We start from the raw sequence: 15,951 nt of genomic DNA, 5'->3' as shown, positions 1-15,951 counted from the left end.
ATTGAATCGTTTCAATCAGCCTCTTCGAGAATCCTAGATCGGCGGGCCCGGACGGCTCAAGGGTCGTGCACCGACCCGTGCACCGCACGCAACTCCGTTGCCCGCCGCGCCCGTCCACCGGGAGGATGGCCGTCATGACCTCAGGACCCCGCCCGCGCCGGCAGACCCGACGGCAGGCGCGGCTCGTGCTGACGGCCTGCGTGCTGGCCTCCTCGCTGGTCGGCATGGACAGCCTCATGACCACCGTCGCGCTGCCCGCCATCGCCGGCGGCCTCGACGCCGGCCTGGCCGTGCAGCAGTGGATCGTCGCGGCGTTCCTGCTCGCCGTCGGGAGCCTCATCCTCGTCGGCGGGGCGCTCGGGGACGTCTACGGCCGCCGCCTGGTCTTCGCCGTCGGCACGGCCGGCTTCGGGGCCGCCGCGCTGGTGTGCGCGGTCGCGCCGCACCCCGGGGTGCTGGTCGCCGGCCGGCTGCTCCAGGGCGCCGCCGCCGCGCTGCTGCTGCCGAGCGTCCTGGCCGTCATCACCGGCGCGTTCGACGAGGCGGACCGCTCGCGGGCGATAGCCCGCTGGTCCGCGTGGAGCGGGCTGTCCGTGATCGCCGGCCCCGTCGTCGGCGGGCTGCTCATCGACGCCCTGTCCTGGCGGGCGGTCTACTGGATCGAACTGCCCTGCGCGGCCGTCGTCGTCGCGCTGATCCTGCGCGCGACCCCGCCCGGCGACGGCACCCCCGGCGCCTCCGTCGACGTCGCCGGCGCCGCGCTCGCCGTCCCCGCGGTCGGCGGCCCCGCCTTCTACCTCATCCAGTCGCCCCGCAGCGGCTGGGGCGACCCGCTGACCCTCACCGCGCTCGCCGCCGGCGTCGCGTCGCTCGTCGCGTTCCTGGCCTGGGAGCGCCGCGCCCGCACCCCGCTGCTGCCGCCCGCGCTCTTCCGCATCCGGGCCTTCGCCGCCATCAACGCCACGACCTTCGTCCTCTACGGCGCCCTCATCTCCTGCGGCACGTACACGATCCTGTTCCTCCAGGAGAACCTCGGCTACGGGCCCGCGCCCGCCGGCATCGCCGGCGCCGTACCGATCATGGTGCTGTTCGTGCTCTCCGGGCGCTTCGGTGCGCTCGCCGACCGCCACGGCGGCCGGCCCTTCATCGCCGGCGGCTCCCTGCTCGCCGGGCTCGGCATGCTCCTGCTGCTGCGCGCGGACTCCGGGACCTCGCTGTGGACCGTCGTGCTCCCGTCGGTCCTGGTGCACGGGCTGGGCCTGGCGATGCTCGTCGCCCCGCTCACCTCCGGCGTCATGTCCGCCGCCCCCGCCGACCGGGCCGGGATCGCCTCCGGCATCAACAACGCCATCGCCCGGATCGGCAGCATGATGGCCATCGCCGTGCTCGGCGTCGTCATCGCCGTCCGGTTCTCCGCCGAACTCGACGACGGGCTCGCGCGCGCCGGCATCGCCGCCCCGGACGCCGCCGTACTGGACTCGGCGCGCGAACGGCCGCTCTCCGACGAGCCGCCCACCGCGCTGCCCGCCGCCGAGCGCGCGGCGCTGGAGCCGGTGCTCGCCGACGCCTCGGCGTCGGCGTTCCGCACCGGGGCCGGCGCGGCCGGCGCGCTGGCGGTGCTGGCCGGGGCGATCGCCTGGGCCGGCTACCGGGATCCGCGGGCGGCGGCGTACGACTGCGCCGGCACCCTCGGCTGCCCGCTCACCGGCGCCCGCGACCACGTCGAGGCCCCGCCGATCGGCTCGCGGGCCGCGCAGCCGGCGGCCTGACCCACCGCCCCACCGCACCGGACGGCACTAGCCGCCCCGCGCGGGGCCGCCGCTCAGCCGCCGAACGCGTCCAGAATCCGCTCCGCCGCCCGCGTCGCCGTCAACTCGCCATCCCTGACCTGCTGTTCCAGCCCGGGCGCGAGCGCGGCGACCGACGGGTCGGCGCGCAGCCGGCCGAGCAGCTCATCGCGCACCATCGTCCACGTCCACTCCACCTGCTGATCGCGCCGCCGCCCGGCCAGCCGCCCGGTGGACTCCAGCAGCTCCCGGTGCCGCTCCAGCCGCTCCCAGACCGTGTCGAGCCCCGTCGACTCCCGTGCGCTGCAGTGCAGCACCGGCGGCGTCCAGAACGCGCCCTTCCCGTGCATCAGCCGCAGCGCGCCCGCCAGCTCCCGCGCCGCCGCCCGCGCGTCACGCTCGTGCGGCCCGTCCGCCTTGTTCACGGCGATCACGTCCGCCAGCTCCAGCACGCCCTTCTTGATGCCCTGCAACTGGTCCCCGGTGCGGGCCAGCGTCAGCAGCAGGAAGGAGTCCACCATGTCCGCGACGGCCGTCTCCGACTGGCCGACGCCGACGGTCTCCACCAGCACCACGTCGTAGCCCGCCGCCTCCATCACCACGATCGACTCGCGCGTCGCCTTCGCGACCCCGCCGAGCGTGCCCGCGGTGGGGGAGGGGCGTACGAACGCGGCCGGATCCACCGCCAGCCGCTCCATCCGTGTCTTGTCGCCCAGGATCGAACCGCCGGTGCGGCTCGACGACGGGTCGACCGCCAGCACCGCCACCCGGTGCCCCAGCCCCGTCAGCATCGTGCCGAAGGCGTCGACGAACGTCGACTTCCCCACCCCCGGCACCCCGCTGACCCCGATCCGCCGGGCGTTCCCGCTGTACGGCAGCAGCTCCGTCAGCAGCTCCTGGGCCAGCGCCCGGTGCTGCGGCCGGGCCGACTCCACCAGGGTGATCGCGCGGGCCACGAGCGCCCGCTTGCCGCCGAGGACTCCCTTGACGTACGTGTCGAGGTCGATGGCCATCGCCGCGGTACCCACCCGCTCACGCGGCGTCGTGGCCGAGCCCGGCGGCCAGCTGCGCCACCAGGTCGTACGCCGCGTCCGGGATCACCGTGCCCGGCGGGAACACCGCCGTCGCGCCCATGTCCAGCAACGCCGGCACGTCCTGCGGCGGGATCACCCCGCCGACGACGACCATGATGTCCGCGCGCCCCTCCTCGGCCAGCGCCTCGCGCAGCGCCGGCACCAGCGTCAGGTGCCCGGCGGCCAGCGACGACACCCCCACGATGTGCACGTCCGCCTCGACGGCCTGCCGCGCCACCTCCGCCGGGGTCTGGAACAGCGGGCCGACGTCCACGTCGAAGCCGAGGTCGGCGAAGGCCGAGGCGATCACCTTCTGCCCGCGGTCGTGCCCGTCCTGGCCCATCTTGGCGACCAGGATGCGCGGCCGCCGGCCCTCCGCCTCCGCGAACCCGTCCACCAGCGACCTGGTCCGCGCCACCGACGGGGACTCGCCCGACTCGTTCCGGTACACACCGGAGATCGTACGGATCTGCCCGGCGTGCCGCCCGTAGGTCCGCTCCAGGGCGTACGAGATCTCGCCCACCGTCGCCCGCGCCCGCGCGGCCCGTACCGCCAGCTCCAGCAGATTGCCGTCGCCGCCGGCCGCCCGCGCCAGGTCGTCCAGCGCGCCCCGGCACGCGGCCTCGTCCCGCTCCGCCCGCAGCCGCTCCAGCTTCGCGATCTGCCGCGCCCGCACCGCGGAGTTGTCGACCTTCAGCACCTCGATCTGCTCGTCGGTCCCCACCGGGTACTTGTTCACCCCGATCACCGGCTGCCGCCCGGAGTCGATACGGGCCTGGGTGCGCGCCGCCGCCTCCTCCACCCGCAGCTTCGGGATGCCCGCGTCGATCGCCTGCGCCATGCCGCCGGCCTGCTCGACCTCCTCGATGTGCTGCCACGCCCGCCGCGCCAGGTCGTACGTCAGCCGCTCCACGTACGCGCTGCCGCCCCACGGGTCGATCACCCGGGTCGTCCCCGACTCCTGCTGCAACAGCAGCTGCGTGTTGCGGGCGATGCGCGCCGAGAAGTCCGTCGGCAGCGCCAGCGCCTCGTCCAGCGCGTTGGTGTGCAGCGACTGCGTGTGGCCCTGGGTGGCCGCCATCGCCTCCACGCAGGTGCGCGTGACGTTGTTGTAGACGTCCTGCGCCGTCAGCGACCAGCCGGAGGTCTGCGAGTGGGTGCGCAGCGACAGCGACTTCGGATTCTGCGGATCGAAGCGTTTGACCAGCTTCGCCCACAGCAGACGCGCCGCGCGCAGCTTGGCGATCTCCATGAAGAAGTTCATGCCGATCGCCCAGAAGAACGACAGCCGCGGCGCGAACGCGTCCACGTCCAGCCCCGCGTCCCGGCCCGCCCGGATGTACTCCACGCCGTCGGCGAGGGTGTACGCCAGCTCCAGGTCGGCCGTCGCCCCCGCCTCCTGGATGTGGTAGCCCGAGATGGAGATCGAGTTGTAGCGCGGCATGTTCCGCGAGGTGAAGGCGAAGATGTCGGAGATGATCCGCATCGACGGCTTCGGCGGGTAGATGTAGGTGTTGCGGACCATGAACTCCTTGAGGATGTCGTTCTGGATGGTCCCCGCCAGCTTTTCCGGCGGCACGCCCTGCTCCTCCGCCGCCACGATGTACAGCGCCAGCACCGGCAGCACCGCGCCGTTCATCGTCATCGACACCGTCATCTTCTCCAGCGGGATGCCGTCGAAGAGCTGCCGCATGTCGAGGATCGAGTCGATCGCCACGCCCGCCATGCCGACGTCGCCCGTCACCCGCGGGTGGTCGCTGTCGTAGCCGCGGTGGGTCGGCAGGTCGAAGGCCACGGACAGGCCCTTCTGGCCGGCCGCGAGATTGCGCCGGTAGAAGGCGTTGGACTCCTCGGCGGTGGAGAAGCCCGCGTACTGCCGGATCGTCCAGGGCTGATTGACGTACATCGTCGGATACGGGCCGCGCAGGTACGGCGCGACGCCCGGATAGGTGTCCAGGAAGTCCAGGTCCTGAAGGTCCTGCCCGGTGTACAGCGGCTTGACGGCGATGCCCTCGGGCGTCTCCCAGCCGAGGCCGCCGTCGTCACCGGCGTCCTTCACCGCGGCGCGCCACTCGTCGGCGCCGGCCGCGGGAGCCGGCGTGCCCAGCTCGATGTCCGAGAAGTCGGGGACGGTCATCGCGCCACTCCCATCCGGTCGAGTGCGTCGGTCAGCACGGCCACGGCGTCGCAGCCGGTGAAGACATAGGTGTCGGCGCCGTCGTACGGGCCCGGGCGCCCGGCGAGGTACACGTGCCGCGCGCCGGCGGCGCGCAGCTCCGCGGCCGCGGCTGCGCCCTGCTCCTCGTACACCGCGTCCCCCGAGCACAGGCACGCCTCCCGCGCCCCGCTGTCCGCGAAGGTGCCCTCGGTGACGGGCTCGACGCCGCCGGCCCGGAACAGGTTCGCGGCGAACGTCAGCCGCGGGGTGTGCACGGCGGCCGGGCCCAGCGCGGCGAGGAAGATCCGCGGGCGGGCGCCCGTCGCGGCCAGGTGCGCGTCGGAGCGGGCCCGCAGCGCCTCGAACGCCTCGTCCCTCCGCACCCGCGGCAGCCCGCCGGACGGCGGCTCGGGCGCGGGCTCGCGGACGACGGGCCGCTCCGCCAGGTCGGGGAACTCGCTCACCCCGGTCACCGGCTCCCGCCGGCTGGCGAGCCGCGCCCCGCGCTCCGCCCAGGTCGCCGCCAGCCGCTCGCCGACCATCCCGGAGCGCAGCGCCGCCGCCTGCCCGCCGGCCCGCTCGATCTCCTGGAAGAACGCCCAGCCCGCGTGGGCCAGCTCGTCGGTCAGCCGCTCCACGTACCAGGAGCCGCCCGCCGGGTCGACGACCCGGGCCAGGTGCGACTCCTCGATCAGCACGGCCGAGGTGTTGCGGGCGACGCGCCGGGAGAACGCGTCCGGCAGGCCGATCGCGTGGTCGAAGGGCAGCACGGTCACGGCGTCCGCGCCGCCCACCCCGGCGGCGAGCGTGGCGACCGTGGCGCGCAGCATGTTCACCCACGGATCCCGGCGCGCCGCCATCACCGGCGAGGTCACCGCGTGCTGCCGCTGCGCGCCCGCCCCGGGCGCCCCGCAGACCTCCGCCACCCGCGCGAACAGCCGGCGCGCCGCGCGCAGCTTGGCGACCGTGAGGAACTGGTCGGCGGTCGCCGCGTACCGGAACTCCAGCTGGCCGCACGCCTGCGCGGCGCTCAGCCCCGCCCCGGTCAGCTCCCGCATATACGCGACCGCGGTGGCCAGCGAGCAGCCCAGCTCCTGCGCCGCGGACCCGCCGGCCTCGTGGTACGGCAGCGCGTCGACGGTGACGGCCCTGAGACCCGGGTGGCTCTCCGCGCACAGCCGGGCCAGCGCGCCCGCGACGCCGGGGTCCTGCGGGCTGCCCGTACGGGCCTCGTGCCCGAGCGGGTCCGCGCCCAGATTGCCCCGCGCGGCGTCCGCGGCGACGCCGCGCTCCGCGTACAGCCGCAGCAGCTCCCGCGCGGCCGCCCCGGTCTCGGCACCCGCCTCCAGGACGACCGGCGCCAGGTCGAGGTAGACGTCCTTCAGCACGTCCCCCAGCGCCGCCACGGGGATGGCGCCGTCCCTGCCGACGACGAGCCACAGGGAGGTGGCGCCGTTCTCCAGGTCGCCGAGCACGGCGTCCGCGTCGGCCACCGCGTGCCGCTGGCGCACGTCCCAGCCGCCCGGGGCGTTCCCCTCGGGCCGGCCGCCGCGCACGAAGGGCGCGAAGCCGGGCAGGCCCGGATCGGGTACGCGGTCGCGCGCGGTGTACAGCGGCGGGGTGCGCAGCCCGTCCTGGAGTGCGGTGGACAGCAGGGCCTCCGCCTCGGCGCCCGGGACGTCCTTGCCGGACTTGCGCAGCACGCCGGCCACGAGCTGCTGCCACTGCTCGTGCGACGCGCCGGGGAACTCGGTGGCGAGGGGGAGCCCGTCATCGGGCAGGACCGTCATGGTCGGATGCTAGCCAGCCCGGCTAAAGGATGAACTGCCCGGGCCGCGGGTGTGACCTTGTTCTCTTCACGGCGGCGGGCATGGCGGGCGCGGCGGCGTCCGGCGCGGCGCCGGTCAGCCGGGGCGGAGCAGCCCGTCGAGCACCCGCGCGAACACCCGCCGCGCGGCCCGCGCCACCAGCGGATCCAGCGCCCGCGGCACGCCCCGCACCCCGATCTCCTCCCGCCACACCACCCGCACCGGCCCCGCCGCGGACCCCGGGTCCGCCGCCGGCACGTACACCTCGATCTCGGCCCAGCCGCGCACCACCCGCCCCCGCTTGACCAGCCGGCACCGCCCCACGGCCCGCCCCGCCCCCGGCGGCGCCCACGCGACGACCTCCATCGGGTCGTCGAAGCCCACCCGGCCCACGCCGGTACGGGCCGTGAACCGCGCCCCGACGCCCGTCGCGGGCGCGGAGACCCCGACGATCCGGGTCAGCGGGACCCGCCCGCCGTGCGCGGGCCAGTCGGTGAGCCGCCCCCAGACCGCCTCCGCGGACGTGCGCACCGTGCGCTCCACCTCGAACCGTGCCATGCGCCCAGGCTAGGCGGCCCGTACGCCGCGGCCCGCCGTCATCCGCCGCCCGGTGCCTCCAGCAGCCGGCGCACCTGCTCGACCGGGTCGTCCGCCGGCGCGGCACCGGACTCCTGGTAGCCGGCCAGCGCCTCCTGGAAGCAGGCGCGGGCCCGGTCATGCTGCCCGAGGCCGGAGAGCGCCCGGCCGAGGACGGTGAGGACGCCGGCCCGGTGCCAGGTGCTGCCGGAACCGGCGAGCAGGGAGAGCGCCTCCTCGGCGTGGGCGGCGGCCGGGGCGAAATCGTGGTCCGCCAGGAGGGCTTCCGCGAGCCGGAAGTGCGTCATGCCCTCCCACACCGGCATCCGCTGGGTCCGGAACAGTTCCAGCGCCCGGGCGAGACGGTCCCGCGCCTCGGCGGGTCGGCCGACCCGGCTCAGCGTGCTGCCCAGCGTGTACAGGCTGCCGGCCGTAGCGAACGGGGCGTCGAGCCGGCGGTGGAGGGCCAGGGCCCGCTCCGCGAGGTCGACGGCCGCGCCCGCGCGGTCCGTATCGGCGTACACCCGCGCGAGGCTGCCGAGCACGGCGGCCTCACCGGCGAGGTCACCCTCCGCGCGGTACCCCTTCAGAGCCCGTTCCAGATGGGAGGCGGCGGCGGGATACCGCCCGAGGGTGGTGGCGACGATGCCCCGGGCCCGGTTCGACTCGGCCTGGATCAGCACATCATCCGCGACCCCTGCGAGCGGCGCGGCACGGGACGCGTGCTCGTCGGCCCGCTCGAGGTCTCCCTCGCCCCGATGGGCGGCGGCGAGCACCGCGTGCGCCCGCCCCTCGCAGCGGACGTCGCCCGCCCGCCGGGCCGCCTCCGGGAGCGGGGCGGCGGCCCGGGCGAACTGGACCGGGTACGCCCCCGGCTCCGCCAGGTCCCGCGCGGCGAGCAGCAGGTCCACCGCGCGCGCCAGAGTCTCCCCGTGCGCCAGCTGCCGCACGGCCGCCAGCAGGCTGTCGGCCTCCGCGAACAGCCAGGCCCGGGCGTCCTCGTGGGAGTCGAAGGCCAGCCCCGGGTACGACACGGGGGCGAGGCGGTCCGGCAGCCGGTCGCCCGGGTGGCACAGCCCGTACGCCGTCCCCGCCGTCGCCAGGTAGAAGTCCAGCAGCCGCGACAGCGCCGCGGCGCGGTCCGCCGCCGGCTCCTCGCGCTCCGCCCGGGAGCGGGCGAAGAGGCGGGCCAGGTCGCCGCAGCGGTACCGGTACGGGGCCGCGGACTCGACGAGGTTCGCGTCGACCAGGAACTCCAGGTCCTCCTCGGCCTCCGCCGGGCCGAGGCCGAGGACGGCGGCCGCCGCGGCCAGCGAGATGTCGGAGGCGTCGACCAGGCCCAGCAGCCGGAAGGCGCGGGCGTGCCGGGGGGCGAGCTGCCCGTAGCCGAGTTCGAAGGTGGCCTCGACCGCGAGGTCGCCGGCGCGCAGCTCGTCCAGACGGCGACGCCCGTCGGCGAGTTTGCGGGCGAGCACCGACACGGTCCAGGTGCGGCGCGCGGTCAGCCGGGCGGCCGCGATACGGATGGCCAGCGGCAGGAAGCCGCACGCGGCGACCGCGTCCAGCGCCGCGTCCCGCTCCGGGGCCACCCGCTCCGCGCCGGCGATGCGGCTGAACAGCTCCAGCGCCTCGTCCGGGGACAGCACGTCCAGGTCGACGAGCCGGGCGCCGGCCAGGTCGAGCAGCCGGGTCCGGGACGTGACCAGGGCGGCGCAGCCGGCGTTGCCGGGCAGCAGCGGCCGTACCTGGGCGGCGTCGCGGGCGTTGTCCAGCAGGGTGAGCACGCGGCGCCCGGTGAGGGTGGAGCGGTACAGCGCCGCGCGTTCCGCCACCGGCCCGGGGATGTCCGCGTCGGCGACCCCCAGGGCGCGCAGGAACGCGCCGAGCACGGTGGCGGGGTCGGCCGGGGCCGGCCCCGAGCCCTGCAGGTCGACGTAGAGCTGGCCGTCGGGGAAGAGGTCCCGCACCGCGTGCGCGGCCTGGACGGCCAGCGTCGTCTTCCCGACGCCGCCCGTCCCGCAGACCGCCACCGTGCCGGGGGCCTCGGCCAGCCCGGCGACCACCTCGGCCTCGACGGCGTTCCGGCCGGTGAAGTCGCCGACGGTGGCGGGCAGCTGGGTGGGGCGGGCCACCTCGCGGGTGCGCGTGGGCTCCGGCCCCCGGCCCGGCGCGTCGAGGTCCGGGTCGGCCCGCAGGATGCGCTGTTGCAGCTCACTCAGCCCGGCCCGGGGATCGAGCCCGAGCTCGTCCCGCAGCAGGCGGCGGACGTCGGCGTACACGGCCAGGGCCTCCGCCTGCCGCCCGCTGCGGTACAGCGCGATCATGAGGAGTTCGCGGAAGCGCTCGCGCAGCGGGTGCGCCGCGGTCAGCGCGGTGAGTTCGGAGACGGCGGCGACGTGGCCGCCGGCGTCCAGGTCGAGTGCCAGGCGCTGCTCCAGCAGGGCCACCCGCAGCTCCGCGAGCCGGGCCCGCTCGCGCCGGGCGTACGGGCCGGGCACCCCGGCGAGCGGCTCCCCCCGGAACTCCGCGAGGGCGGCGGCGTAGAGCTGCCGCGCCCGGGGCGCGTCGCCCTCGCCCCGGGCCGCCTCCGCCGCCGACGCCAGCCGCTCCGCTTCGGCCAGGTCCAGCTCGGTGCCCGGCAGCCGCAGCACGTACCCGCCGGCCTCGCTGACGAACGCGCCACCCACCACGCGGCGCAGCCGGGAGGCGTAGGTGCGCAGTGCGGCCGGCGCCCGCGGCGGCGGGTCCGCACCCCAGATGTCCTCGACCAGCTCCCGCGCGGTGGCGGCGCGTCCGCCGCGCAGCAGCAGGGCCGCGAGCAGCGCCCGCTGCTGCGGCGAACCGGTCGGCAGCGACTCCTCGCCGCGCCACGCCCGTACGGGCCCGAGCACCGAGAACCGCAGCGCAGGCGCCTGCGCCGCGGCGTGCCGGGCACCGCCCGGGGCCGCGGCACCGCCCTCCGCCCGCGAGACGGGCTCGCCGCGCGGCCGGGGCGCCACCGCCCGGTCCGCGGGCTCCCGCGACGGCTCGGCGCGCGCCGCCGCCGACGCCACCAACGCGCGCGCGTCGGCGAGGCGCTGCGCGGGGCCGAGCCGGGCGGCGGCCTCGTACTCCGCGCCGGCGAAGGCGCGCAGGGCGGAGAGCGCGAGGGGGTGGCGGGATCCGAAGGCGGCCGAGACCTTCTGCGCCGCCAGGGCCAGCACGTCGGCGGCCCGCTCCATCCGGTCCCGGTCGCCGTCGGCCGACGCCGCGCCGAACTCGGCGGACGCCAGCGCCAGCAGCGCCGAGGCGGACTTCGGATGCCGCTCCCCGTAGCGCGCGACCACCTGCCGCGCGAGCGACTCCAGCTCGTCGAGGAGCGCGTCCGCCTCCTCCCGCCGGTTCCCGCGCCGGGCGGCCTCGGCGAGCACCGGCACCGCCAGCAGCTCGACGTCCAGGCGGCCCGCCGGGTCGGCCTCCGGGCGGAGCAGGGCCAGGGCCCGGCGGGCGCCCTCGGCGGACTCCTCGACGCTGCCCGCGCGCAGCTTCAGGACGGCGAGGCCGGCGGCGGTCCGCGCCCGGGCCAGGTCCGACGTGCCGGGCGGCGGGAAGTGGTCCTCGTACGCCAGCAGCGCGGCCGCCGCCGGATCGCCCCGGTTGGCGAGGGCGAAGGCGACCCGGCCGCGGTCCCTGTCGCCCGCGCCGTCCCCGCCGCCCGCGCCGTCCGTGCCGGGGACGCGGGGCTCCCGGAGCGCCCGGTCGGCCACGGCCCGTACGAGCGACCCGGACAGGTCCGGCCGGCCGATCGAGTCGAGGAGACCCGCGAGGTACGCGACGTCCGCACCGGCACCGGGACCGCGCAACAGACCGGCGGCCACCACCAGTTCACGCACGGCCTCGTCGAGCCCCGCGGGCCCGCGGCCGCGGCCCGACGCCACGCGCTCGGCCGCCGAGATCGCCGCCCGCCACGCCGCCGCGCTCAACCCCCACCCCCGTCGAAGTCCCGGCTGATGGCGCGCTGGGCGACCATGAACCTCAGCTCGGCGATCTGCGCGGGGTCCATGACCCCCTGGTCGGACCACTCCTGCAGGCGGTGGAACCACTCCTCGGCCTTCTCGCCGGGCGGCGCCGCCACCGCCGCCACCGCCGCCACCGCCGCGGCCGCCCCGGGCTCCGGCGCCGGGCGGGCGCCGCTCCGCGGGCGGAGCACGTCGATGAGGTTCGAGACCTGGAGGTGGTCGAAGCAGGCGATGGCCTCGGAGATGGTGGCGGCGAACAGGACGTTCCCGGCGCGGTCCGGGTCCGCCCGGTCCAGCGCCTGCTCCAGCAGGATGCCCACCACCGCGGAATCGTGCTCCTCCGGCGCGCCCCCGCCGGGGGACCCCTCCACCGGGCCGCCGGAGTATCCGGAGTAGTCGCCGAGGGCCTGGTCCACGGACAGCTGCAGAGCCTCGATCGACGCGCCGCCCTCGCACGTGAAGCCGTCCACGCGGTGGTGGATGGTGCCGCTGAGACGCGCCTCGGCGGGGGAGGGGCGGTAGGGCCCGTGCCAGCGCCAGCCGGCCACCGCGTTCCCGGCGTTCGGGATCCGCGGGGAGAGCCGGTGCCGGGCGTCGACCTCGACGAGGGCCAGGTCGGCCTCCTCCGCCCGCGCCCGCAGCCGGCCGTCGAGCCGCTCGCCGCCGTCCAGGACGATGTGCAGGCTGCCGTCGGGAGTCGTCAGATCACGCAGGCAGTGCAGGGCGGTGAGGACGTAGCGGCGGGTGAGCAGGAACCCGCCGCCCAGCCGCCGCTGCGCCTGATAGAGGTCCACCCAGTACTCCCCGGCCGTCATGGGGACCGGGGCTCCGCACGCGCCCGGGAAGTCCCGCCCTCCACCCGATTCCCCCTCGCCGCGGGTACGTTGAGACACCTGCCCGGAACAAGCATGTCACCATTCCCGGCGCGGTGAATCCCTTCCGGCCCACGGCCCGGGTCGTCCCGGCGGGCGGCGCCGCCGCTCCCGACACGTCCGAAACGTTCATGACCCCGGGCCCGCGGCGATGCCATCGTGCACGTATGAACGCAGACCTCTCCGCCGCCACGTCGTTCATGGCCACGCACGCCCGGCTGCTCGACCGGCGGCGCTTCGAACTGCTGCTCGACCGGACGGACCCGGCCGCCGTGCTCGCCGCCGTCGACGGCTACCGCAACCCCGACGGCGGCTACGGCTGGGGACTCGAACCGGACCTGCGGGCGCCGGAGAGCCAGCCCGGCGGCGCGCTGCACGCCTTCGAGGCGTTCGCCGACGTCGCCCCGGCCACCACCCCGCACGCGGCCCGGCTGTGCGACTGGCTGCTGACCGCGACCCTGCCCGACGGCGGGCTGCCCTTCGCGCTGCCCGTGGCGGACACCGCCGGCTGCGCACCGTTCTGGGCCGGCGCCGACCCGGAGGTCTCCACCCTGCAGAGCACCGCGTTCGCCGCCGGCGCCGCCCTGCGGGTGGCCGCCCACGACCCCGCCGTCGCCGCCCACCCCTGGCTGCGGCGGGCCACCGACTACTGCCTCGCCGCCGTCGAGGCCATCGGCGACAGCCCGCACGCGATCGAGCTGTCCTTCGCCGTCCGCTTCCTCGACGCCGCCTCCGACACCCGGCCCGAGGCCACCGCCCTGCTGGAACGGCTGCGCCCGCTCATCCCCGACGACGGGGTGCTGCCCGTCGAGGGCGGCTCGGCGGGGGAGGCCATCCGGCCGCTCGACGTCGCCCCCGAACCCGGCCGCCCCGCGCGCACGCTGTACGCACCGGAAGTCTTCGACGCCGAGCTTCGCCGGCTGGCCGCGGAGCAGCGGGACGACGGCGGCTGGGCGGTGGACTTCGCCTCGTACTCGCCGGCCGCGGCGCTGGAGTGGCGCGGATACCGTACGGTCGACGCCGTGTCGGTGCTGAAGCGGAACTCCCTGCTCTGACGGCCTCAGCCGCGGGCGACCGCAGGCTCCGGAAGGGCGGGCCCGGGGACCGCCCGCACCGGGGCCCGCGGAGCCTCCGGCGCGCCGTCCGCCGCGTCCGCGCCGTCCGCCGCCGCGGCGGCGAGGGTGTCGACGGCCGACTGGACGAAGGCCCGGACCAGCGGCGTCTCGTGCGCCGTACGCCAGATCAGACCCCAGACGCCCATCGGCTGCTCCGTGATCGGCACATACGTGATGCCCGGCCGCGGGAAGTGCCGCGCCGCCTCACCCTGCACCACGCACACCGCGTCCCCGGCCGCGACCACGGCCTGCGCCTCCTGGAACGTCGTGATCCTCGGCCCGTCGGTGTGGATCGGCCGCCCCGACGGCGTACGCGTCGGCAGCAGCGCCTCGATCCAGTACGACGGGACCGGCGTCACCGGCCGCGGCAGCGCGCAGTCGGCCAGCTCTTCGAGGCTCACCGCCTCGCGCGCCGCGAAGGGGTGGCCGTCGCCGACCATCAGCACGTGCGGCTCACGGGCCAGCACCGGGCCGACCGTCAGATCCGGCTCGCGCACCGGCAGCCAGGTGACCTCCAGGTCCACCTCGCCCGCCCGCAGCATCCCGAACGGATCGCTGAAGACCACCTCGCGGAAGCGCAGCTCCACGCCGGGGTAGCGGGCCTTGAACCGGGCGAGGATCGACGCCTGGTCGAACGCCTGGGCGCACATCAGCCCCAGCGTGAGCACCCCGGTCGTCCCCCGGGCCGCGGCCGCCGCCGACTCGATGCCGTCCTGGATGCGCCGGTAGCCCGCCTTCAGGTCGCCGTGCAGCTGCGCCCCGATGGCGGTCAGCTCCACCCGGCGGCTGGTGCGCTCGAAGAGCGGCGCGCCGATGCGGCGCTCCTGCTTGGCGATGGACTGACTGACGCGCGCCTGGGAGACGTGCAGCCGCTCCGCGGTACGGCCGAAGTGCAGCTCCTCGGCGAGAGCGAGGAAGATCTCTATGTCCCGCAACTCCATCGCGCACCCCCGTATGGGCTGGTCGTCCTCGGCTCCCCGGCGCCGGGAACCGGCTCTGTCCGGGAGCGTATCCCGGCGGCCCGGCCTCCGTCACCTCAGGCGGCCGCCCCGTGACCTGCGGCGGAGGCCGGACCGGCGGCCGGCCGGGAGGTCCCGCCGGGGGCGGGTGCGTCCCGGCGCCGCGCCGTGGCGCCGTCCACGAGGCGCAGCAGGGAACCGGCGTCCGGCCGGCCGCCCACGACGCTGATGTCGACGCCCCGGCGCGCCGCCTCGCTCGCCGCCGCCCGGCTGAGCGCCACCACCGCGCACGTGCCGGCGCGGTCCAGCGCGGCGCCGGGCGCCCCGGGCGGGGCGACGGAGCCGCAGAGCTGGAGCAGGTGGCCGGAGCGCTGCTCGTACAGCAGCGGCAGCACCGCCTGCGTGACCCACAGCGGGCCGAAGAACGCCGACTCCATCCGCTCCCGGGCCGCCGTCTCGGCGATCCACCCGACCGGCGCGGCGGCGTCCCCGGCCCCGCCGTCCGCGCCGGGCGACCGGCGCCTCGGACGGGCGTCGTTGACGACCGCGTCCAGCCGGCCGAACCGGTCGGCCGCCGCGTACACGGTGGCGTTCACCGCCCAGTTGTCGGTCACGTCCGCGGCCCGTACGAACAGCCGGCGCCGGTGCTCGCGGTGCCGGGCCAGCAGCCGCTCCCGGGCGGCCTCGTCGGGCACGACGGCGGCGACCCGTTCGCCGCGCGCCAGCGCCGCCGCCGTGACGGCCCGGCCGGCGCCGTGTCCTGCCGTGGTGACGAACCAGACCCTGCCCGTGCGTGCGGTGGCGGTCATGGGCGTTGCGCCCCCTTCGGTGGCTGCGTGTTGCTCGTGCTCTTCCGACTGCGTGGAACAGCCTGTGCCCGCCGCGCCGCTCGAACAACGGCCGATCCGGCAACGACGGATAACCCGTCGCTTATGGATCACCATCCCCCATCGATAAGCGACGGGTTATGGCACGTTCCCGGATCGGCCGTTGTTCGGCGGGCGGCCCGCGGCGAGGCTGAAGCCATGAGTTCACCGGTGGAGATCGCCGTCGTACGCGACGCCGCGCCGGCCGCGGACGCCTGGCGCGCGGTCGTCGCCGCCGCACGGGCGGCGGACCTGCCCGGCGTGCCCGCGCCGGTACGGGAGGAGATCCTCGCCGGGCTGCGGGGGGACGCCCACACCGGCGGCACGGCGACGCCGATGTGGACGGCCACGGGGACGGGGGGCGAGGTGACGGCCGTCGCGGGGGTGCGGCCGTCCACCCCGCCCGGCCCGGGCCGGGTGACGGTGGACCTCCAGCTCTACGTCCACCCCGCCGCCCGCCGCCGCGGCACCGGCACGCTGCTGCTGGCCGCCGTCCTGGCCGCGGCCCGGGAGAAGGGCTGGGACCTCCTGCGGGCGGCCGTGCCGGCGTGCACGCCGGCGGACGTGTTCTGCCTGCGGCACGGGTTCGTCCGCGACCGTGTCGTCCACCACCTGCTGCTGCCGCTGGCCGAGGCGCACCGCGCCTGGCTGGCGGAACTGGTCTTCGCCGACCACCCCGGCTACCGCCTCACCGCGTGGTACGCCCCGGCCACGGCGCCCGGCCCGGTCCCGTCCCGTA

At 76.7% G+C, this 15,951-nt stretch carries 11 protein-coding genes; 3 read left to right on the top strand and 8 right to left on the bottom strand.

The window, feature by feature from the left end:
• Positions 1-134: 134 nt before the first annotated feature.
• Complete coding sequence (locus ACHZ99_RS05460) at positions 135-1,769, top strand: MFS transporter (RefSeq protein WP_420303219.1); 1,635 nt, start codon at positions 135-137, stop codon at positions 1,767-1,769.
• A 53-nt stretch (positions 1,770-1,822) separates the two neighbouring features.
• On the opposite strand, the gene meaB is transcribed toward ACHZ99_RS05460, so the two are convergent.
• The 6 genes from meaB to ACHZ99_RS05430 all read right to left on the bottom strand — a co-directional run bounded on the left by meaB (position 1,823) and on the right by ACHZ99_RS05430 (position 12,293).
• Positions 1,823-2,800: a methylmalonyl Co-A mutase-associated GTPase MeaB gene (meaB, locus tag ACHZ99_RS05455; protein WP_420303218.1), complete on the bottom strand. Its 978-nt coding sequence runs from the start codon at positions 2,798-2,800 to the stop codon at positions 1,823-1,825.
• Positions 2,801-2,819: 19 nt separating this feature from the next.
• Complete coding sequence (gene scpA / locus ACHZ99_RS05450) at positions 2,820-4,997, bottom strand: methylmalonyl-CoA mutase (protein WP_420303217.1); 2,178 nt, start codon at positions 4,995-4,997, stop codon at positions 2,820-2,822.
• The gene (locus ACHZ99_RS05445; RefSeq protein ID WP_420303216.1) at positions 4,994-6,808 is read right to left on the bottom strand and encodes a methylmalonyl-CoA mutase family protein; all 1,815 of its coding nucleotides are present in this window, start codon (positions 6,806-6,808) and stop codon (positions 4,994-4,996) included. Before ACHZ99_RS05445 ends, scpA begins: the two co-directional genes overlap by 4 nt.
• Positions 6,809-6,922: 114 nt before the next feature.
• Entirely contained in the window at positions 6,923-7,384 is a 462-nt protein-coding gene (locus tag ACHZ99_RS05440; RefSeq protein WP_420303215.1) for an SRPBCC family protein, read from the bottom strand.
• 38 nt (positions 7,385-7,422) lie between these two features.
• Positions 7,423-10,401, bottom strand: coding sequence for a BTAD domain-containing putative transcriptional regulator (locus ACHZ99_RS05435; RefSeq protein WP_420303987.1), 2,979 nt, complete (start codon positions 10,399-10,401; stop codon positions 7,423-7,425).
• Between the two features lie 959 nt (positions 10,402-11,360).
• Entirely contained in the window at positions 11,361-12,293 is a 933-nt protein-coding gene (locus ACHZ99_RS05430; RefSeq protein ID WP_420303214.1) for a trypsin-like peptidase domain-containing protein, read from the bottom strand.
• Positions 12,294-12,439: 146 nt separating this feature from the next.
• Here ACHZ99_RS05430 and ACHZ99_RS05425 point away from each other — a divergent pair, with 146 nt between their 5' ends.
• Positions 12,440-13,327, top strand: coding sequence for a hypothetical protein (locus tag ACHZ99_RS05425; RefSeq protein WP_420303213.1), 888 nt, complete (start codon positions 12,440-12,442; stop codon positions 13,325-13,327).
• Between the two features lie 5 nt (positions 13,328-13,332).
• On the opposite strand, the gene ACHZ99_RS05420 is transcribed toward ACHZ99_RS05425, so the two are convergent.
• Positions 13,333-14,328 carry a LysR family transcriptional regulator gene (locus ACHZ99_RS05420; protein ID WP_420303212.1) on the bottom strand — a complete coding sequence of 332 codons (996 nt, stop codon included), beginning with the start codon at positions 14,326-14,328 and terminating at the stop codon, positions 13,333-13,335.
• 95 nt (positions 14,329-14,423) lie between these two features.
• The gene (locus ACHZ99_RS05415; protein ID WP_420303211.1) at positions 14,424-15,155 is read right to left on the bottom strand and encodes an SDR family NAD(P)-dependent oxidoreductase; all 732 of its coding nucleotides are present in this window, start codon (positions 15,153-15,155) and stop codon (positions 14,424-14,426) included.
• Positions 15,156-15,371: 216 nt separating this feature from the next.
• On the opposite strand from ACHZ99_RS05415, the gene ACHZ99_RS05410 reads away from it, so the two are divergent.
• A partial coding sequence (locus tag ACHZ99_RS05410) for a GNAT family N-acetyltransferase (protein ID WP_420303210.1) occupies positions 15,372-15,951 on the top strand: 580 nt, incomplete at its 3' end.

It is taken from the genome of Streptomyces sp. MAR4 CNX-425 (genome assembly GCF_048656465.1).
Lineage (GTDB): Bacteria > Actinomycetota > Actinomycetes > Streptomycetales > Streptomycetaceae > Streptomyces.
This window is presented reverse-complemented; position numbering and strand designations above follow the sequence as displayed.